Annotated in this window: 12 protein-coding genes; 10 read left to right on the plus strand and 2 right to left on the minus strand. The window is 42.2% G+C overall.

The genetic code is table 11. The features are described from left to right. Positions 1-55 precede the first annotated feature (55 nt). The 6 genes from BUA96_RS02975 (at position 56) to BUA96_RS03000 (ending at position 13,327) form a co-directional block, all read left to right on the plus strand. Complete coding sequence (locus BUA96_RS02975; protein ID WP_072980176.1) at positions 56-3,172, plus strand: SusC/RagA family TonB-linked outer membrane protein; 3,117 nt, start codon at positions 56-58, stop codon at positions 3,170-3,172. A gap of 10 nt (positions 3,173-3,182) precedes the next feature. Next, positions 3,183-4,670 (plus strand): RagB/SusD family nutrient uptake outer membrane protein, encoded by a 1,488-nt coding sequence (locus tag BUA96_RS02980; protein ID WP_072980178.1) that lies wholly within the window; start codon positions 3,183-3,185, stop codon positions 4,668-4,670. 271 nt (positions 4,671-4,941) lie between these two features. Beyond that, the gene (locus BUA96_RS02985) at positions 4,942-8,097 is read left to right on the plus strand and encodes a SusC/RagA family TonB-linked outer membrane protein (protein WP_072980180.1); all 3,156 of its coding nucleotides are present in this window, start codon (positions 4,942-4,944) and stop codon (positions 8,095-8,097) included. Positions 8,098-8,125: 28 nt separating this feature from the next. After that, the gene (locus BUA96_RS02990) at positions 8,126-10,228 is read left to right on the plus strand and encodes a RagB/SusD family nutrient uptake outer membrane protein (protein ID WP_072980182.1); all 2,103 of its coding nucleotides are present in this window, start codon (positions 8,126-8,128) and stop codon (positions 10,226-10,228) included. Positions 10,229-10,405: 177 nt separating this feature from the next. Beyond that, positions 10,406-11,566 (plus strand): sensor histidine kinase, encoded by a 1,161-nt coding sequence (locus BUA96_RS02995; RefSeq protein WP_072980184.1) that lies wholly within the window; start codon positions 10,406-10,408, stop codon positions 11,564-11,566. Positions 11,567-11,989: 423 nt separating this feature from the next. After that, a complete protein-coding gene (locus BUA96_RS03000; protein WP_072980186.1) occupies positions 11,990-13,327 on the plus strand; it encodes a Gfo/Idh/MocA family protein in 1,338 nt (445 codons plus the stop codon). A gap of 516 nt (positions 13,328-13,843) precedes the next feature. Here BUA96_RS03000 and BUA96_RS03005 read toward each other — a convergent pair. Together BUA96_RS03005 and BUA96_RS03010 are read right to left on the minus strand one after the other, a co-directional pair. After that, complete coding sequence (locus BUA96_RS03005) at positions 13,844-14,674, minus strand: RteC domain-containing protein (RefSeq protein WP_072980188.1); 831 nt, start codon at positions 14,672-14,674, stop codon at positions 13,844-13,846. Between the two features lie 92 nt (positions 14,675-14,766). After that, positions 14,767-17,178 (minus strand): aminotransferase class I/II-fold pyridoxal phosphate-dependent enzyme, encoded by a 2,412-nt coding sequence (locus BUA96_RS03010; protein WP_072980190.1) that lies wholly within the window; start codon positions 17,176-17,178, stop codon positions 14,767-14,769. A 232-nt stretch (positions 17,179-17,410) separates the two neighbouring features. Here BUA96_RS03010 and BUA96_RS03015 point away from each other — a divergent pair, with 232 nt between their 5' ends. The 4 genes from BUA96_RS03015 to BUA96_RS03030 all read left to right on the plus strand — a co-directional run bounded on the left by BUA96_RS03015 (position 17,411) and on the right by BUA96_RS03030 (position 20,663). Next, entirely contained in the window at positions 17,411-17,788 is a 378-nt protein-coding gene (locus BUA96_RS03015; RefSeq protein ID WP_072980192.1) for a DUF7793 family protein, read from the plus strand. 30 nt (positions 17,789-17,818) lie between these two features. Further along, positions 17,819-18,724, plus strand: a complete 906-nt coding sequence (locus BUA96_RS03020) for a helix-turn-helix domain-containing protein (RefSeq protein ID WP_084673035.1) — start codon at positions 17,819-17,821, stop codon at positions 18,722-18,724. Between the two features lie 117 nt (positions 18,725-18,841). Then, positions 18,842-20,314 carry a MauE/DoxX family redox-associated membrane protein gene (locus tag BUA96_RS03025; protein WP_128755742.1) on the plus strand — a complete coding sequence of 491 codons (1,473 nt, stop codon included), beginning with the start codon at positions 18,842-18,844 and terminating at the stop codon, positions 20,312-20,314. A 76-nt stretch (positions 20,315-20,390) separates the two neighbouring features. Continuing rightward, entirely contained in the window at positions 20,391-20,663 is a 273-nt protein-coding gene (locus BUA96_RS03030; RefSeq protein ID WP_072980198.1) for a DUF6520 family protein, read from the plus strand. Positions 20,664-20,670: the final 7 nt, after the last annotated feature.

Consider the following 20,670-nt stretch of genomic DNA (forward strand, 5'->3'; position numbering starts at 1 on the left):
AATTTTAACGCAATACTTATCAATTCATATAGTATTCTCTCAAATTATTTAAAATATGAAACAATTAAACAAATGGATTCTGACGTGCTTAAGCATACTGTGTTTCACAGGCTTAGCTTGGGCACAAGAAAAGTCAGTGAGCGGAACCGTTACTGATGCACAAGGAATGCCCCTACCGGGAGTAAACGTTTTGGTGCAAGGCACTCAACGTGGAACACAAACCGATTTTGATGGAAACTTCAGTCTTCAAGCTTCAGAAGGAGAAGTATTGCTTTTTTCATACCTCGGAATGAAATCGATTACACAATCCGTAGGTAGCGCAAATACCTATACGATAACGATGGAGGCCGACAGTGCCGAACTCGACGAAGTAGTTTTAGTAGGTTATGGTACACAGAAAAAATCTAGCATTACCACTGCCGTAGCTACAATGGATACCGAAATTCTAAACCAACGCCCCATCAGTAAGGTTGATCAGGCGATGGTAGGACAAATGGCCGGGGTACGCGTTAAACAAACCAGTGGGGTTCCCGGAAAAAGTTTTTCAGTACAGGTACGGGGAACAGGCTCGATCTCTGCCGGAAATCAGCCACTTTATGTTATTGATGGATTTCCATTAGAGCCGTCTACACAAAATGGCAACGGCGATTTTGGCTCAGGAAATCCTTTAGACAATATCAATCCCGGGGATATCGAGTCTATTCAGGTTTTAAAAGATGCTGCCGCCGCATCCATTTACGGTTCGCGTGCTTCTAACGGGGTTGTTTTGATCACGACGAAGTCAGGAAAACTGGGCAAACCTAAACTGAGTTTCAACACTTATTACGGGATCAACAAAACGGTAAAAAAGCTTGATATGCTTAGCGCGGAAGAATGGGTTGATCGGGCTTCGGAGATCATCGATGCCCGCTGGGTAAATTCAGGAGCTGGTCGTACGGCAGACCAAACGAGCGCAGAACGGCAAGCCATTCTAGGCGGTTTTGACACCAACTTTATCAAAGACGACCGCTGGTTTCAGGAAGGTCATCCCGGTCTGGATTATATCGACTGGCAAGACGAATTTTTTAGAACCGGCGAAGTAAAGAGCTATCAGCTTTCAGCACGCGGTGGAAACGAATTTGTAAATTATTTTATTTCCGGAGAACATCTTAATCAAGATGGTATTGCTTTGGGCGTAAACTACAAGCGCTATTCTGCACGTGCTAATGTGGAAATTACTGCAAGTGACAATCTTAAATTTGGTGTGAACATCGCGCCTTCGTATTCGGTAACCCAAGATCCCGGAGTTGAAGGTAAAGACAACTTGATGCACTATGTGGTTTCTGCCACGCCTATTTCTGAAGATGGCCTGGATTATAACATTGGCGACAATACCGCTTATGCCTGGGGTCGCAGCGTTCCGAGTCCTATTCGTACTATTGAAAACACCATCGGAGAGAATAAAATCTTCAGAACACTCACAACCCTTTATGGAGAATATGAGATCATTGAAGGCTTACGCATTAAATCTTCGCTTAACTTAGATAATACGGAAGCTAAGAACAAATACTTCAGGCCTTCGTTTGTAGATCGTAATAGACAGGCAGCTGGTTCGTTTAGCGCGTATCAGAAGCAAAACTTTGTCAATGAGAATACAGTAAACTACGATCTCAATTTTAATGACACCCATACCCTATCCTTATTAGGAGGAGCATCGTACAGTATTTTTAAATATGACAATCAGCGCATTCTTGCAGCTCAAGGGTTTGGGTCTGATGACATCACTACACTCAATGCAGCAAACAACATCAACGCCAGCGGCACCTATACTTTTGAAACTAAAAAAGTACTGCTGTCGTATTTTGGTCGTGCGCAATACGGTTATAAAGACAAGTACTTACTATCGGCGAGTATACGTCGTGATGGCTCGTCTAATTTTGGTCGTGATACCAAATGGGGAGTATTTCCTTCAGCATCTTTAGGATGGAATATTGATAAAGAAAAATTCATTGCTGATGTTGATTTTATCAGCAATATGAAACTTAGAGCCAGCTGGGGTCTTGCAGGTAACAACACTTTTAGTGATGATTACGCCAGTATTTCCAGAATTGGATTTTCTAACTATTCCTACGGTGGAAATTTTGTAACCGGGCAGGTACCTATCAATTCAGCCAATCCTAACCTCAGCTGGGAAGAGTCTGAGACCATCAATTTTGGTACAGACATCGGATTCTTAAAGGGACGCATTTTTACTTCTTTTGACTATTACGTAAAAACCAATAAAGACCTTTTATTGAGTGTTCCGGTACCTACCGCTTCCGGGTTTTCGTCAGCGGTGACCAATATTGGTAAGGTAGAGAACCGCGGTTGGGAACTGGAGTTAACGACCCGCAATCTACAAGGGGGTGCTCTTACTTGGACTACTAATTTCAACATCAGCCACAATACCAATGAGGTAAAACAATTAGGGCCGGATAACTCCCCGATCCTAGGTGGTTCTTTTGATATTGAACACAATATTCTTCAGGTAGGTCAACCGCTGTACAGTCTTTATGTAGTACAACAAGACGGTATTCTTTCACAGGAAGATATCGACAACGGCGCCGCACTCTACGGAAATCAGATGGAAGGCGACCCTAAATATGTTGATGCTAATGGAGACGGTGTTATAAGTCCGGCAGACCGTGTGATCTCAGGACATCCCAATCCCGATTATGTTTATGGGATGACCAATACGTTTACGTATAAAGGTTTTGACCTGACCGTTCTGGTTCAGGGACAAACCGGTGGTAAAATCTACTCCACCTTTGGTAGAGCGATTGACCGAACTGGGCAAGGCTATCAGGATAACCATTTAGGGTTTATTCGCGATCGCTGGAGATCTCCTGAAAATCCCGGTAACGGCATTGAAGGAAAAGCTTACTCTACCTTTGGTCGTATTAAAAATACAGACTGGTTATACTCTTCAGACTACTGGAGAATACGTAACATCACGCTGGGCTACGACTTAGGCGCTGTGATAGACACCAATCTATTTTCGGGCTTACGCATTTATGTTACCGCAGAAAACTGGTTTGGTAATGACCAATACTACGGTGGCTTTAACCCTGAAGCCGTTAACAGCAACGGTGATGATTATGGAGCCTTTCCACTTTCAAAATCAATTGTTACCGGTCTAAACTTCACCTTTTAAAAAAAGCATCATGAAAAAATATATAACCTTAATCTTGCTAGCTGTATTGGTAGTTTCGTGTTCAGACGAACTCGACCAAACGCCTATTTCTGAGCAGGGAAGTAATAATTTCTACAGAAATACCGCAGACTTTGAAGCTGCCGTAAACGGAATATACAGCACGCTACAGAGCTATCCTATTTATCAATTTTACCTTTCGGAAACCCGTTCAGACAATTTATATGCGGTTTCACCTACAGGTGTGCGTGCTTACGATCCTATCAATGCCTTTGATCGTTCACTCGCAACCAATGCCATCGTTGCAGACAACTGGAACACCGATTTCACCGGAATATTTAGAGCGAACACCGTTTTAGATCAGATCAATGAAGAGTTGGTACCTGATGGCGCTGTATTGAACCGCATCATAGGAGAAGCACGCTTCTGGAGAGCCTTTTTCTATTTTGATCTGGTGCGCACCTACGGTAAGGTCCCCGTGTTTGACCGGGTGTATACGCCTACCGAAACTCTGGAGATCCCACGTGCTCCGGTTGCCGAAGTCTATAACCTGATTCTCGAAGATTTGAATACCGCCATCGATTTGCTCCCGGATTCTTATGGTTCTGACGCACAAGGTAAAGTGACTTCGTGGGCTGCCAAAGCTACCTTAGGCCTCGTGTATCTCACCCGAAGCGGACCTACCTACGGTATTGAAGGCGCAGGTTTAGATGCTGATGAATACGATCTGGCAGTAACCCAGTTTAATGATATCATCAATAACGGACCTTTTGCTTTTGTGAGCGATTACCCTGCTATTTTTGATTACAACAATGAGCACAATGCCGAAATTGTATTGAATATAGAATACCTCTCAGGCGGTTTAGGAGTTGGAGCTGAATACCCTTCCCTTCCGGTGCCCGATGGCTATTTGCGCGTGAATGGCGTAGGTTTTTCTAATGGGGAAACTGCAAAACAGGTGGCGACAGATTTGATCAACGCCTACGAGGCAGACGACCTTAGAGACGATCTTGATATTCAAAACGGATATACCGATCAAAATGGAAACTTCAATCCGGTGCCTTTTTATACGAAATATTTAAATCTGGAACGCGCCGGACAGGACCGCTTTGACTGGGGATTAAATTACCCAATCCTACGTTATACCGATATTTTAACGATGAAAGCCGAAGCGATTCTTATGGGAGCAAACGGAACACAAGCTGAAGTAGATGGGATCGTCAATCAAATACGCGACCGTGCCGGTTTAGATCCGGTTGCCAATGTGGATCTGGCAACGCTCTTAGCGGCCAAACGTCTTGAATTTGCCGGAGAAAGCAGAAGATGGTACGATCTGGTACGTACGGGTACCGTTGTGAGTACGATCAATGCCTGGATCGCTACCGAAGATGTACAAAACCGAATGCAAACCATGGATGAGAACCAAATCCTGTTCCCGGTACCTAGTTCGCAAATCACGGTTAAAGAAAACCTGTATGACCAAAATCCGGGGTATGATTAATGCCGGGATATTTTTAGTATTTTTCGATAAAAAGAAGTTGTAGTAATACGCTTTTTCGCGCAATGCTTCCACAAAAAAGCTGTTCTGCTTAAAGAACAGCTTTTTTTATGCTTACGTGTAAACCTAGATTCTAAATCGATTTAACTTAAAATTAAACTAATTCTCTAGCTAAAAAGCATCATAGTACAGGACACCTCAAACGTTTTCTTTACCTACTTTCACGATCAAATGTACTTGATACGTTTAATATTCTTAAATAATTCTAATACACATGAAACAAACAAACAAATTTTTTCTACTGTGTTTCAGTATACTGATGCTCTCCACCAGCTTGTGGGCTCAGGAAAAAGCGGTAACCGGGACCGTTACTGATGCTGACGGAATGCCGCTGCCCGGAGTTAATGTTTTGGTACAAGGCACTCAGCGCGGAACACAAACCGATTTTGATGGTAACTTCAGCTTACAAGCTGCCCAAGGAGAGACCTTGCTTTTTTCTTTCCTCGGAATGAAATCGATTTCGCAAGTCGTAGGTGCACAAAACACCTATACGATCACTTTGGAAGAAGACAGTGCCGAACTCGATGCTGTAGTGGTAGTTGGGTATGGAACGCAAAAACAATCTGACCTTACAGGTGCGGTTTCTTCAGTAAGTTCTGAAGAACTGCTTACACAACCTGTGAGTAACGTATTTCAAGCCTTACAAGGTAAAGCTGCCGGGGTAGACATTACCAGCAGTGAGCGTCCTGGTACGGTAGGATCGGTACGTATTCGGGGAAACCGTTCGTTAACTGCGAGTAATGCGCCACTTTATGTAGTAGATGGGGTACCGCTGCTTTCAGCTTCTTCTATTGAAACCATAAACCCAAGAGACATCGAGTCGATCAACGTATTAAAAGATGCTTCGGCTACCGCAGTCTATGGATCGCGAGGGGCTAACGGGGTGATCATCGTAACGACTAAAAAAGGAAAGACCGGCCGATTTACCCTAAACTATTCGGGTACGGTGACCACTTCTGATATCGTAGATCGTGCACCGGCAATGAGTGCTGCAGACTTTATTGATTTTAGACGTTGGGCGGCATACAACCTCGATCCTGAGACGTATGCTCACCCAGACAGTCCTACTTTGGCTAATGACACCAATATTTTTGACAGTCCGCTTGACGGGCAGACTTCACGAGATAATGTTTTGCAAGGTTGGCAAAACGGAAGCTTTGACGCTTCTCGCGTGCGCAACACCGATTGGACTGATTTTGTAACGCAAACCGGAATCTTAAGCGAGCATACCTTAAGTGCCAGTGGGGGTACCGAAAAAGTCAACGCTTACGGTTCTGTGGGTTATGTAAATAATAAAGGAACGCAAAAAGGACAGTTTTACGAGCGTTATACGGCCAACTTAAGTGCAAGTATTAAACCGGTAGATTGGTTTCAGTTTGATGCCAATTTTAACCTATCGTGGAGTGAGCAAGATTATGGTTTCTCTACTTTAGGGGGTCGTAGCGGTTCGGTACCTAATGCGATTTACGGCGCTGCTAAAAACATCTACAATATTGCAGTACCCTATGATGCCGATGGTAATTTAGTGATCAACCCGGGAGGTGAGACCACCATTTATACCATCATTGGCGAAGAGAATAAGAGTACCCAATTATCGCAAACCTTGCGTGCGCTGGGTAGTCTTAGTGCTACCTTTGATTTTGGGGAGATCTACCAACCTTTAAAAGGTTTAGAATACTTAATACGTTTTGGGCCTGACTTTCGTCACTTCAGAGAAGGGGTTTACATAGACGGAAGTTCATCGCACCGCATCAATTCAGACGGTTCACTAGGTACTAACTATGCGCGTTTGAACAACAGACGAGATTTTTCGTGGACGCTGGATAACCAGATCAACTACAGCAAAAGCTTCGGAGAGAAACACAATCTTGATGTAACCTTACTGCAAACCGCTTCTTCTTGGAATATTGAAAGTTCAGGCATGTCTGCCAACAATATCCCAAAAGCCTCTATGCTGTGGAATAATTTCGGTGCGATAGACCTTACCAATTCGGAAAACAATGTAAGTATTGGCTCTAACCTTAACGAGCGTCAGTTGAGTTCGTATATGGTGCGTTTAAACTATGGTTTTGACAGTAAATATTTACTTACAGTTTCAGGACGTTGGGATGGTGCTTCACAGTTAGGCGCTGGCAATAAATGGGACTTCTTCTCCTCTGCCGCGCTGGCCTGGAGATTAGATCAGGAAGATTTTCTTGCGAATGCAGATTGGGTGAATAACTTGAAGCTGCGTTTAGGATATGGTACTACAGGTAACTCAGCGGTAGATCCATACGCTACTAAAGGAGATATTATTTCGATCTTCCTTCCGTTTAACGGACTTTCGAACCAAATCGGGTATACGACCAATGAGCCGTATTATTCCAGATCGCAATTGTCTTTAGCCAACCCAAATCTGGGCTGGGAGAAAACCACACAGTACAACTTAGGGGTAGACTTCGGTCTGTTTAACAATCGTGTTTCGGGTAGTTTGAACGTGTATAAATCCTATACTTCAGATTTATTGATGTCGGTTAATATTCCTACCCTGACCGGGTTCCCTTCTACCATCGCTAACATTGGTAGAACCAACAACAAAGGTTTTGAAGCAAGTCTGAATTTAATTCCGGTAGCGACCGAAAAAGGCTTCCAATGGGCTTCAGATCTTAACGTAGCGTGGCAACGTGACGAAATCGAAGAATTAGCCTACGGCGAAAATGATATGGTAGACAACAACTGGTTTATCGGCGAGTCTATTGGAGTGATTTATGGGTACGATAACGAAGGATTGTGGCAAGACACTCCCGAAGATCAAGCAGAAATGGCCTTATGGAATGAGAACGGATACGATTTCAGCCCGGGTAATGTGCGCCCTACCGATCAGAACGGCGATTATGTTATGAATGCTGACGATCGCACGATCTTAGGCAATACAACACCACGATGGACTTTAGGTTGGAACAACTCCTTTAGCTACAAAGGTTTTGAATTGAGTACGCTTATCATCTCTCGTTTAGGATATAAAGCCAATATAGGCGGTGAGGCAATGACCGCACGTTCTAACCAGCGTGAGATCGATTACTGGACGCCAGACAATACCGATGCTGCTTTTCAAAAGCCTATTTTAGGTCAAGCGACTTCAGGATCTCAGGATGAATTCTCAGGGTTATTAGGGATTCAGGATGCCGGTTTTGTTAAGATCAGAAACATTTCACTGGGTTATAATTTTTCTCCTGAGCAAAGCGAAAAAATGGGCTTAAACAACTTGAGAGTGTATGTACAAGCGGTAAACCCGGGAAGTATTTATCAAGGGGCTGCTTGGTATGATTTTGATACCAACTCAACCATTTTCAACCGAAGCTTTGCTGTAGGTTTAGACATCGGACTATAATCCTCAATTGAATTCAAAAAAGAAAAAGATGAAATTAAATATATTAAAAAGAAGTAGTACTATTTTACTCTGTGGCGCGCTCGCTTTGGGCAGCACCTCGTGTAAAGATGATTTTCTCGATGAAGAATTGACCAACCAGTACTCCACAGAATATTTTGAAACTGCTCAAGGTCTTGAAGATCTTACAGTTTCCCTTTACGGAAATATCAGATGGCATTTTGGGTACGAATGGGCCTATGGGTTGACCCTTTACGGTACCGATGAGTTCACCAACGCCAATGACCTCACTAATGAAATGTGGAACACCTATGATAACCGCTTGAACCCGGTAGGTGCAACGCCCGAAACCGGTGCGGCTAACAACAACGCGACCTCTCCTGCGGCGCTTTGGGATCAGATGTATTACGGGATTGCTTCGGCAAACACCATAATCGCTAATGCCGAGGTGATTGAAGATGAGGGCATCCGCAACCGTTGTCTGGCGCACGCGCATTTTTTACGAGGCTATAATTACTACCGCCTTGCCGCACAATACGGAGGTGTGGTATTGCAGTTAGAGCCTGCCGAAGGTGTGGTGCGTAACTTTACCCGAGCGACTGATGAAGAGACCTGGGCGCAAGTCATTTCAGACTTTAGAGAAGCTTACAATTACTTTGAAGGAGAAGTTTACACCTATGGAAAAGGGGTAACCTGGACTAAAGCTACCGCAGCACACTTTCTTACCAAAGCCTTATTGTTTAGAGCTTCTGAGCGTAACGACGATTGGAATGCAGAATACATTCAAGGAGACCTGAATGAAGCGATCGAAGCTGCTACTTATGCGATTGACGCACGAGGTGGTCTCGCTGCAGATTACCGTGATTTATATGCCAATTGGACGGGTGTTGACAGTGAAGCTGAGCAGTTAGACGAAATTCTAATGGCTGCGCCGCACAATGCAGATGCATCGACTACAGGACGTTTCGGAAACCGTACGTATAACTATTTCACCCCACAATTTTCTAATTTCTCAGGAGGTTGGGTACGTCGTGGTGTATGGATTGGAGGTATGGATTTTCAGCGACTGCGTCCTACCGAATATACCTATGCGGTTTTTGATCACGTGAATGATTCGCGTATGTGGAAAACCTTTAAAACGGTATATGGCGTAAACAATGTGATCAACGCCGATGCCGGGGTAGAATTAGGAGATCCGGGGATTGTAATGATCTTGAATACGAAAGATGACGATACCTATAATGACTTTACTTTTGGTGCCAATATTCAAAACCCAAATTGGTCAGACGTTGATGGTCGCTTACCCGAATGGCGTCAAGGAATGCGTCAAACCGAAACTTCAGGTTCGCTAACCAGTACTCCGGGGCAGTTTGTACCCAACTCGTTAGTGTTGTATCAAAATGGGCAGTATGTTTCGCCTGATTTTAAGAGTACACCGATTTCAAACTTTTTCGCCGGAATCAACAAAACCGATGACGGTTCTCGTTTCGCAGAAAAAGGAGATGCGCACCGTGACGTGACTATGGCACGCCTGGCAGAAACCTACTTGCTGCGTGCAGAGTGTTATGCGCGTTTACAGCAATACGGCAATGCGATGAACGACCTCAACACCGTACGTGCGCGTGCTGCTTGGAAAGAAGGAGAAAATCGTTCGTATTATATCGATGGCTCTGTTGCATTTGAAAACAACAGCCTCAATACCGGTTCGGCAGCTACCAATTATGTCAATTCCAATTTGAATATGAATACCTATTACCTTTCTAATCCGGATGTTGAAGTAACCACTGCGGCTTCTGACCTGAGTTTAACCTCTTTCCCAGACAACCTGCCTGACGAAGATGAAGCGGTGCTTGCGGCATTAGGCGTTTCCGGGTCGTATGAGCGTGCCCTTCATTTTATCTTAAATGAGCGTACCCGTGAGCATTTAGGCGAGTGGATGCGTTGGGAAACGCTTTCTCGTACAGGAACTTTGATTCAGCGTGCGCGTGCGTTTAATCCGCAGGCGACCAATATCACTGAGAATAAGCACGAACTGCGTCCGGTACCGCAATCCTTTATAGACGGATTGCTCAATGAAGACGGTTCTAACCTGTCTCCGGATATGAAAGCCGACTGGCAAAATCCGGGTTATTAATCCGTACTACACGCTTTAGCCTAGCGGCTCCAGCATGTTATAGCAATCCCCGGAAGCTTTTTCTTCCGGGGATTTTTTATGGCGCTAAGCTGCTGTGTTAAAGTATTTTTAAACTTGAGATCCTCCTTCTTTACAAAAGAGATTTTGATATTTTTGCCTTCCCTAAATCAGTGAGCATTGCATTCAAAAGAGTATTCACGCATAAAGAGTCTGGCCGACTTAGATCTGGATTACCAGCAGCTTGTACAAGATTTTAAACTGCTGAGCGAACTCGCCGCAAAAGTCACAGGCACGCAACTTTCCGAGGTGAATTTGATCGATGCCTATACCCAATGGACCGTTGCCGGAACCCAGAATCAAGCCACACAAAAACCCAGGGAAACTTCCATTTGTAATGTAACCATTGAACAGGAGCAGTATTTTGAATCGCTGGTAGCCGAAGATCTTCGTTTTAAAGACTCAACCTATGTGGTAGATGAAGGCTATGTGTTTTACTACGGGATTCCGCTTAAGCTAGATCAAAACGTGACCGTAGGCAGTTTATGTGTCGCAGGAAAAGATAAAACATCCCTCACCCAAGAGCAAAAAGAACAACTGCATCTGATTGCCAAAGAGCTGGAACGTTTGCTACAACAACAGAAACAACAGCAGCTGTTAGAACAGGCGCTAGCCGATTCTAAACGTATGCAGCGCCGGCTGGCACACGACATTCGCAGTCCGTTAAGCGGACTCTCTCAGTTGCTTTCAACCACCAGCTTAAGCAGCTTGCAGCGCAGCGATCTGGAAAGCTTACTGAGCGATGCCGCAGGTACCGCCAGTAGCTTGTTGCAGCTAACCGAAGCTATTTTAGAGGATACCCCACTTCTGGACCAGCAGCTCCACGTTTATGACACCCAAGCCTTAGCCAAAAAACTAACCGATTTATACAGTCCGCAAGCTCAAGTTAAAGCCATCGCCTTTAATGTGCGTGCGACCCCTTCGGTCCTGCGCTTTCCCCGAAAAAATCTCCTTCCTATCATTGGTAACCTTATTGCTAACGCGCTAAAGTTCACGCCGACCAACGGAAAAGTTCAAGTTGCAATGCACTTGGCATCTTCCCAAAAAGCTAAAATCCTTCACGTGAGGGTAGAAGACAACGGCATCGGGATGACTCCCGAAACCCAAGAAGCGGTGCGTACTGGTAGGGCAATCCCACGAAAAGGAACCCAAGGAGAAACCGGTTATGGACTAGGACTAAGCTTCGTTCGTGAACGCTGCGAGGCCTTGAGCGGCACCTTCCATCTCACTTCTCAAAAAGATCAAGGAACTACGGTTACCTTAGAACTTCCGGTTATGTAGTATTTATAAGATACTGAAGTACGAAAGTAGAAATACGAAATACAGATTAACAGTTGGCCGTAGCAATTGGCAGGTTTCTGTTTGCTGTTTATGGTTTACCAAACCAGAGACTTTTTTCAACATACGATAACGGAAATACAAAATACAAAAGTAGAAATACGAAATACGCACATCTTACATTGATGTTTCCGCGCTGCCTGTCCCAATGAAGATTGGGGATCGTATCGCGTGTTTTGAGCACAGGTTATCATTTATAAACATCGAGAGCAACCCTATATGATTTCAGATTGTGATTTTTGTGTATAGCATCTTGTCTTTCCTGTAGCCATAAATAGCGGTTAGTAGAGATCATATGCACACCCTAATAATTATCTATATAGTAAAAATGACTATATTTAAGGGCTAACCTTTATTCTATTATATATGAGAACACTACCCAGACGTAAGTTCCTACAAAAAACTGCCTTAGCCTCTGCAGGTTTAAGTTTGACCAATAGCCTTTTAGCACAACCTATTCATTTGTTTTCAGCTAATGACCGTATAAATTTAGGACTTATAGGTTGCAACGGGATGGGGTGGTCTAATTTGCAGGCACATTTAAAATTGCCTAATGTGACGTGTATTGCCTTAGCAGATGTTGATGAGCGGGTTCTAAATAAACGCGCTTTAGAACTTCAAAAAAATTCTGGTACTGCACCGAAGCGTTACACTGACTATAGGAAACTCTTAGAGGATAAAGCTATTGATGCGGTTATCATAGGTACACCAGACCATTGGCATTGTTTAAATGCTGTGCATGCCTTACAGGCTGATAAGCATGTGTATGTAGAAAAACCATTAGCAAACAGTATCGAAGAATGTAATGTGATGCTTGACGCAGCCAAACGCTACAACACTAAAATGGTTCAGGTGGGACAGTGGCAACGAAGTGGGCAACATTATGATGAGGCTGTTAACTATGTTAGATCAGGAAAACTAGGTCCTATACGTTTAGTAAAGTGTTGGTCGTATCAGGGTTGGATGAATCCCATTCCAGTAAAGCCAAATACAACGCCTCCAAAAGAAGTGGACTACACCATGTGGTTAGGTCCCGCACCTTCACGCCCCTTTAATGAGAATAGATTTCACTTTAATTTTAGGTGGTTTTGGGATTATGCAGGAGGACTGATGACCGATTGGGGAGTTCACGAATTAGATATAGCCTTGTATGCGATGAATGCGGGCGCTCCTAAATCTATTTTGGCATCTGGTGGTAAATTTGCCTATCCCGATGATGCTTCTGAAACTCCAGATACCCTACAAACCGTCTATGAATTTGAAAATTTCAATCTGTTATGGGAGCATGCTACTGGTATTGATGGGGGTAATTATGGTTCAACAGAAGGTATTGCATTTATTGGAAATAATGGAACTTTAGTGGTCAACCGAGGAGGATGGAAAGTGGTTCCCGAGCGGGAAAGGCAAAACGATCAATGGATTGATAAAACCCCGGAGGTGTCTTGGAAAGACCGTGAAGGTAATGCCTTAGACAATCACGCTAAAAATTTTGTTGACACTATACGTAATAACACGCCTACCGAGCTCAAGTGTAATATCGAAGCAGGAGCCAGAGCAGCAATCACAGCGCATATGGGTAATATCGCCTTTAAAACAGGTAATAAAATTTATTGGGATGAGCAATCGCAAACGTTCAATAATCCTGAAGCAGATGCCCTTATTCGAGCGAACTACCATAACGGATGGGAACTTCCTAAAATATAGTCTGAGCTATCCTTGACTGAAACTAAATATGCTGTTTGGCGCCATTCGGTTTATGAATTAACCAAATTGGCGTCAAACTTCTTAAAGATGTTCAGCTTCTTTGTAAATCTGATCATTTATGAAATGATCAGACCTTCTTTTTTAGATGATTACACAACCTTTTGAGCGCGTATCCGTTTCTATCCTCCAGATACGCATGAACCTCGAGCTACAGTTTCATTCTAAAAAAACCAACCCCGAGGTTTAGCGACAAGACTTTTAAGTAAATTTATAATGAAAGAAGCCATACCTACCTATATAGTTTCACGTGAGCTGTGCGATTTAACCCAAAGAATAACGTAAAGACCAAAGGCTTGAAACGGTTTGAATAGCACAACGGTAAGACGACATACACAAGGTTTCCGATTACTGTTTTCCTTTTGAGGCTTTGAAAAAAGAGTACCTTTTTGAAAATACGAAATGCAAAATATTCCAAAGCTTTTATGTTTCAAATCTGCTGCAGGCTATACTACTAAATTAAACGTCATCCTGCCGCATCTTATATTCTAATTTTAAGATTAGCTCCTCCAAAAACTTAGTTCTACTCCCCTTTCGGGCTTTGATTTCTCCATACGTTTTATAAACTCCATCCAATTTAATATTGAAAAAACCTTCAAAAGAGGCTACTAAAGTACTAAGGTCAGACAACCCATGATTGAGATACTGTGACGCGTGTAAAGCATAAATGAGTTCGACTAAAGCTGTTTTAGACCCAGACCAAAGCATCACATGATACTTCTGAGGTAACGGAACAGTTTCACTGGGAGAATTTAGAGTCTTAAGAGCATCACGAATATAATGTATAAGGCGATACATGGCTTGCACTTTAGCCCAGAGCATATCATACGCACTACTAAAATCAGGATAATCGTAGTGGTACAGCATAGGGGTCATTGGAAAATTCTGCTGTGTATTGCGCGTAAAGAACTGATGATCTAAATAGGTGTGTTCTTCCTCCATATACCTTACAAAGTGCATATTGTGGTTAAAGAATTTGTTGATTTTGCGCAATTCCTTCTTATAAAACCTAATCTGGAAAGAAGCGCCAGCTTTCGGTTTTCTCATTTCACAGGTGCGCATCTCAGTAAAGTATATAAGATAACTCATCGGGCAGGGTTTAAGATGCTTAAAAAAGTGTATTTCATGAGGTACATCTTCAAAATCTTCCTGCTCTACGAGCTCCTTGAGACAGATCAGCGTTTTAGATGCAACTTCAATCCCCACCTCTGCCTTTTTCAGGGTTTCAGGTATTACAAATACTTGAGTTTTTAATTCATGGTGAAAGTTTTGTAGGGTTGTAGCAAACATGGTAACATCAGTTAGACAGGTGAGTACATAAGGAGAAATTGATAGGTTCAAAAGCATTAGGATAGTGAGATAATCTATTGGTCACTCAAAAATTAACCGGAGTGCCCCGTACGCATCATCTCTAATTCCTCCAGAAAAAAATGGTCATCAGTTTGCACAAAGGCTTGTTTAGGCAGAACTGCAGCCCCTAGTTTGCGCTTCTCAAAATTGGCACTCATCCCAAAATCTATCTGTTTCATGTTCAGTTTTCGGGCTCTTAAAATGGTTTGATATAAAAGCTGTCTATACGTTTTAAATACTTCTAAATACTTATAATCCATACCAATTAGACTGGGTACATAAACGCCTGAATAATTTTTATAGCAAAACATAACCCCTAATAGGCGTTCATCTTCAACAGCCTTAAGAAGAATGCATTCCCAATTGGGATGACTGCGCAAGACTTCAAAAGCCTCAAGAGGATAAGTAAAGGTATTAAGTCCATAATTTTTACGCTGAACCTGTAGATAGAGCTCGTAATAGACTTTAATGTTTGCGCTACTCACCCGTTGAACCACATTAGATTTAACCAAACTTAAATAGGGCTCGATATCTTTCTTGAAATGCTTTTGAGATCGTTTAGAAAGGTATTGGGTATAATCAGCTTCGATCTTATGATGTAAGTCTAGCAATACACACGAATCGGGCATATCTATGGGAATATAGCCTTGATCCAAAATCGCCTTTGACCAGTTGTAGTTCAGATCAAAATCGCGAAGCACGGTCATGGTAACCTTCCTTGTCTGTGCCAGATTTTCAATGTATTCCAACAATTGCTTTAAAGCCAAGGTGACCTGTTGGTGTTCTTCATTCAGATAAAGATGGTTTCCTTCAGTAAATAAGCAGCCCAAAGATAATACCCGCGAGGTTTGTAAATAGGGATTACGTTTTCGCTGGTGCTCCAGCAGTTTAGAGACCGAAGCCGGAGCCAGCATATCATTTTTCCAAAGACTTTCGGTTAAAAAAGTCATCAATACTGGGCAGTTAGCATCATCCACAATCTGTATATACCAAAACCGCCAGTTGTGCTCGGGTTCTTGATTCTGAGTAAAGCTTTGCTCCAAATAGGCAAGCCCATCATAAGTTAGCATATTGAATTTCCCTAGGGTTGTATTCCAGTGGGTTGCATCAGTCTCAGCAATACTTTTAAATTCCTTAAATTGTAAATCCTGGTTAGTGGTGGCAAAGGGCTTACCATCTACAAAATCCATACGGAAAGCTTTTCCCACTCGAGAACGGGAATTATCTGTAGCCATAAGGGCGATATCATAATTGCTTATCAATTGCTCCACCAGTTGATCAATATCATCAAAAGCATTATGGTTGGAGAGAGTAATACGAAGTCCGGTGTTTTTAGCAGGGACTGCGGGAAATAAACCAAGGTTTACATAGATCCCTGCTTCCATCAGGCGTTTTACAAGAAAGTAACCTGTAGCAGGCAAGCCGGTTCCTATATAGAATACCGGCGAACTATTTCGCGCGATAAGTGGTAAATGGGCCATAACCAATTGTTGATTGAAGTAGGCGATGCGATTATTCAGCGCTTCCTGCAGACGATAAATCTCATCAGACAAATGAATGTTTGCCGAGGCTATGGCTGCACCTAACGCACTAGGTTCTAACTGGGCTGAAAAAGTTAAGGGACCTCCAAAGTTTTTGATTTGGTTATAGAACTTTTTATTCGAACAGATTAAAACGGAACCCGATGCTCCAAAGGATTTACTTAAGGTTCCAAATACCAACACATGTTCCGGTAGGGTTCCCAGCTGACTCAATACATAGCCCATCCCATTAGCACCTCGCCAGCTCATTCCATGTACATCATCAAAGTAGAGATAGAGCTGCGGATATTTTTTAGTGAGTGCTAACAATGCTTTAACCGGTGCATAATCTCCAAACATCGAGTATACCCCATCGGCCATATACCATATTTTAGAAACTTTAGAAGAAAGTTTTTGGATCAGGGTTTCCAGCATTTCCAGATTATTGTGGCGTACAAGCTGTACGGGTATTCCTCGTACTTTAAGGAGCTGCGCTGCATTTTGTACACTCCAATGTACTTGATGGTCCAAGATAACAGCATCTTCATCCCGCACCACCGTCGGGATGACTGCCAGATGACCCAAGGTGCTGTTCTTGGTAATAATTACAGGATTTTTAAAGAGTAGCTGCAGCTTCTCTTCCAGTTCTTCATAAAGCGGATGCGAAATATAGGTTTTAGATAAAGGAAATTGGGTACCGTAGCGCAAGAGGGCCTGCATGGCCCCTAATTTGATCCGGTTATTTTGTTCTAAACCTAAATACCCGGTATTTCCAAAGTGATAACAAGCTTTTCCTTGTACCGTAAGCCATCTACCGGTATGTTGTCTGTCTTCAGCACGCAAATGTACGATACCTTCCGCTTTAGCTTCCGTGATCACCTTATCAACGGTATCCCGAAAATTGTTGTGTTTGATTTGAGCCATTTTAAAGAAGTTTGGTTGTATCAGACCGAATCTAACCAATTATTAACACCTTGAATATCAGCATTAAAAATTCAACAAGTATTATTCCTTTAAACTTTACTATTTATCCCTGAGACTTTACTTTAACTCCAAAAACCTTCATAAAACTCCTCAACACTATAGATTAAATCCTTTATAATTAAGCAACTAGACAGGCTTTTTAATACATTTAACCTTACAAAACTTGTTCACTATGCGTCCTGATTACGAAAACGCGTATGCTGAATATCGGATTAAAGCGGGAATCCTGTTTTTATATTATAAACCTGAAGCTTGTCTAAGTCTTAAGGCAGCAGAAGAGGTCGTTCAAGATCGTCTTGCCGTCCAAATGGGCCAACCTTATCCGGTATATTGCGATGTACGCCCTATTATAGATTCTGAAAAAGAAGCACGGGATTTCTTATCTCAAAATGGCAATGCTTTGGTGCGTGCTCTGGCTTTTCGCATTGATTATCCAGTAACTGAAATTATGATGCAATTTTATTTACAAAACGGATCAGCGGCTATCCCCACCCAATTGGTATTTGATATTAGAACTGCATGGAACTTCCTAAGCAGCTTTCGAGAGTGATGATCGCTTCAACTAATTCCTTTCTTGCGTATGAACTACTTAAACACTCGAGCAAAACAAATCAAAACGATGATTTTAGAAATGGCTAAAGGTAATTTTAACTACCAAATTCCTCGTACAGGCGAAAACAATGAAACTGAAGCCATTGCAGCATCGCTTAATATGCTGGCTCAGGAATTGAGAGTCTCGTACAATCCTTTTATATTCAATGCGCCGGCTGATAGTATTTTTAAGGTGAGACACTACCTCTTTTTGATCAACCCAGAGCATAGTATACTTTCTACAAATTTTGACCTCGATGCAGAACCCACTTTCGTTGATCAAAACTTTTTACATCTGTTAACGCCAGCTTCAAAAAAAATCTTTAAAAAGCGTTTAAAACAGTTGCTAAAAAAACAATACCCTAGTGTACCTTGTAGATTAGAATTGCGAGCTTCAAACACGCTGAACGTACCTTTAGAATGTACACTTTTTAAGTTGCGTTACGATGCAGTTGCCGGTAACTTTCTGGTAGTGGCCTCCCGCATTCAAAGTCTTAATCCCTTACTGAAAGAGGATGCTTCAAAAAAAGAATACCCGATACGGAAGCTCGAGGCGCTCAAAAACACACGAGACATACAAAATATTCAGGATGTGAAAGCCTATCTCCAAGACCACCCGGAAGATCGTATCGCCTCCTTAAAGATCTTGGGAGTACGCTTTGGTCTTAATGAATATAAACTTAAAAAAGGCTTCAAAGAACTTTATCAGACCAGCGTATTTAAATACCAATTGCAACAGCGCTTACATAAGGCCAAGCATCTCATTAGGTCCACCACAGACCCCCTATCGAGTATCGCTTTACAAACAGGCTTTAAGTCCTACGTACATTTTGGGCAGGCATTTAAAAAAGAATTCGGTGTAGCACCCAGTCAGTACCGGAAAATGCACCAATAATCCCGTACACCTGAGTTTCAATCCCTCATAACATACTGTTTCCCAAACACCTCTCATACCTTTAACCTGTAAACACAAAGCATGTCAAAAGCAGGTTATATAAAACAAGTTGCAAGCATGGGAGTAGTACCCCTCTTCATGTTACTATGGGTCTATGCAGCTACGGCTAAGCTGTTGGAGTTCGAAGCTTTTAGCATTCAATTGGGGCAATCTCCTTTATTAAGTGCCTATGCGGGTATTCTAGTTTGGTTGGTTCCTTTGAGTGAATATGTGTTGAGTACATTATTGTTAATTCCAAAAACGAAAAATATTGGTTTATATGGGAGTCTGTGTTTGATGACGGCTTTTACCACCTATATCATCATCATTCTCAATTACGCCGATTTTGTTCCCTGCTCTTGCGGAGGCATTCTCGAAGCTTTAAGTTGGACGGAGCATTTGCTGTTTAATGGCTTCTGTATTATTCTGATCTTGCTAGTCCTTTTTATAAATCGATTGTCTTTTAGCAATCAGTCACAGCACAGATCTTTAGCAAACGGGCTATTGCCTTTAGGGTCTGGGATGCTTTTTAGTAGTGTTATGGTAATTGTACTTTTTTTGACCTCAGAAAAGCAAATACATCGAAACAATGCTTTTATACGAAGATATATTCCGCACGTATTTGATCAAAAGCAAGTGTATGATTTAGGAGTGAATTCCTATTATATAGCAGGGCTTACCACAGATAGTATCTATCTGGGAAATTCAACCGCTCCCTTTACCTTATTGAGCTTTGATAAAAATCTTTCAGATTTCAATTCTTCACAGATAAAGCTTGAAAATGCCTCTGATATCAAATTCTTGGCTTCTAAAGTCAAGGTAAATGATTCTGTGTTATTGCTCTATGATGGTACAGTACCGGTGCTCTTTAGTGGAGCCTTACAAAGCAGAAAAATAACTCCCCGGCGTACACCATTTTATTTTACCAAACTGCAGCCTTTAGCATCAAATAGATATGCTTTTACTTCTAGAGCGGCAGCCACCAATGAAAATGAACTGGGGTTGTATTCTTATGCAGATACCTCTGGTTTTAAACTAATTCCACAAATACTTGAACGACAGGTAGACGGCATATTTGACGTAGAAGGTTTTTTAACCTTTAATGAGGAGTTGCAGCGCATAATTTATGTGTACCGCTTTCGGAATGAATATTTGATAATGGATACCAATCTCAATGAGGTTCATAGAAAAAAGCTTATCGATACGATCAGTATTGCACAATTACAAATAGACACGATTGCTGGAAAAGGCCAACGTAAACTTGGATCAAATACTATTCACGTTTCTAATACTATAGCCACCTCGGGCAAGCAACTATATGTTCATTCTAAACGTCTGGGTAAGTACGAGCCAGAGCTGGATGACGGACGTTCTATTGTTGATGTCTATGATCTCAATAAGGGCCTGTATACGCATAGCCTATACCTGCAGCATCCAGGGATGAAACCATTGATGGATCTTGCGCTAAAGAATAATCAAGTCTATGCAATTTGTGGAACTTATTTGATACACTATCAAAAAACAATACAAAATAGAGTAACACCCAATTAAAATATATCGGCCAATATCAGGAGTACGACCGAAAACCTGAACTAGAGTAGGTCAATAATTATTAAATTTTACAACTATGAAAAATTTAAAAAAGCAAGTGTTCTTACCGGTAGCAGCCATTGGACTGGCCCTGGGAGGAGCATTTATGACAAGTGCAGCAAAAGTAAATGCTGCGAGCAATGCCCAGGTACCTGGGTATTATTACGACAATGTTCAGCTGGAGTGTAGAGACGCCGGGGTTGAATGTAGTACTATTGATACAGGAATTCCCTGTACCGATGGTACGCGTAACCTATTTGAGTTAGATGGAACAATGTGTGAAACGCCATTGTATCAAATACCTCAATAGGCTAAGA

Origin of the sequence: Leeuwenhoekiella palythoae, assembly GCF_900130045.1 — a bacterium.
Lineage (GTDB): Bacteria > Bacteroidota > Bacteroidia > Flavobacteriales > Flavobacteriaceae > Leeuwenhoekiella > Leeuwenhoekiella palythoae.

Excerpts from the sequence above, each read along its gene's own strand:
- BUA96_RS03015 (WP_072980192.1), top strand. The coding sequence starts at position 17,411 with ATGCGTCCTGATTACGAAAACGCGTATGCTGAATATCGGATTAAAGCG.
- BUA96_RS03020 (WP_084673035.1), top strand. The coding sequence starts at position 17,819 with ATGAACTACTTAAACACTCGAGCAAAACAAATCAAAACGATGATTTTA.
- BUA96_RS03025 (WP_128755742.1), top strand. The coding sequence starts at position 18,842 with ATGGGAGTAGTACCCCTCTTCATGTTACTATGGGTCTATGCAGCTACG.
- BUA96_RS02975 (WP_072980176.1), top strand. The coding sequence starts at position 56 with ATGAAACAATTAAACAAATGGATTCTGACGTGCTTAAGCATACTGTGT.
- BUA96_RS03030 (WP_072980198.1), top strand. The coding sequence starts at position 20,391 with ATGAAAAATTTAAAAAAGCAAGTGTTCTTACCGGTAGCAGCCATTGGA.
- BUA96_RS02985 (WP_072980180.1), top strand. The coding sequence starts at position 4,942 with ATGAAACAAACAAACAAATTTTTTCTACTGTGTTTCAGTATACTGATG.
- BUA96_RS03005 (WP_072980188.1), bottom strand. The coding sequence starts at position 14,674 with ATGTTTGCTACAACCCTACAAAACTTTCACCATGAATTAAAAACTCAA.
- BUA96_RS03000 (WP_072980186.1), top strand. The coding sequence starts at position 11,990 with ATGAGAACACTACCCAGACGTAAGTTCCTACAAAAAACTGCCTTAGCC.
- BUA96_RS02980 (WP_072980178.1), top strand. The coding sequence starts at position 3,183 with ATGAAAAAATATATAACCTTAATCTTGCTAGCTGTATTGGTAGTTTCG.
- BUA96_RS03010 (WP_072980190.1), bottom strand. The coding sequence starts at position 17,178 with ATGGCTCAAATCAAACACAACAATTTTCGGGATACCGTTGATAAGGTG.
- BUA96_RS02990 (WP_072980182.1), top strand. The coding sequence starts at position 8,126 with ATGAAATTAAATATATTAAAAAGAAGTAGTACTATTTTACTCTGTGGC.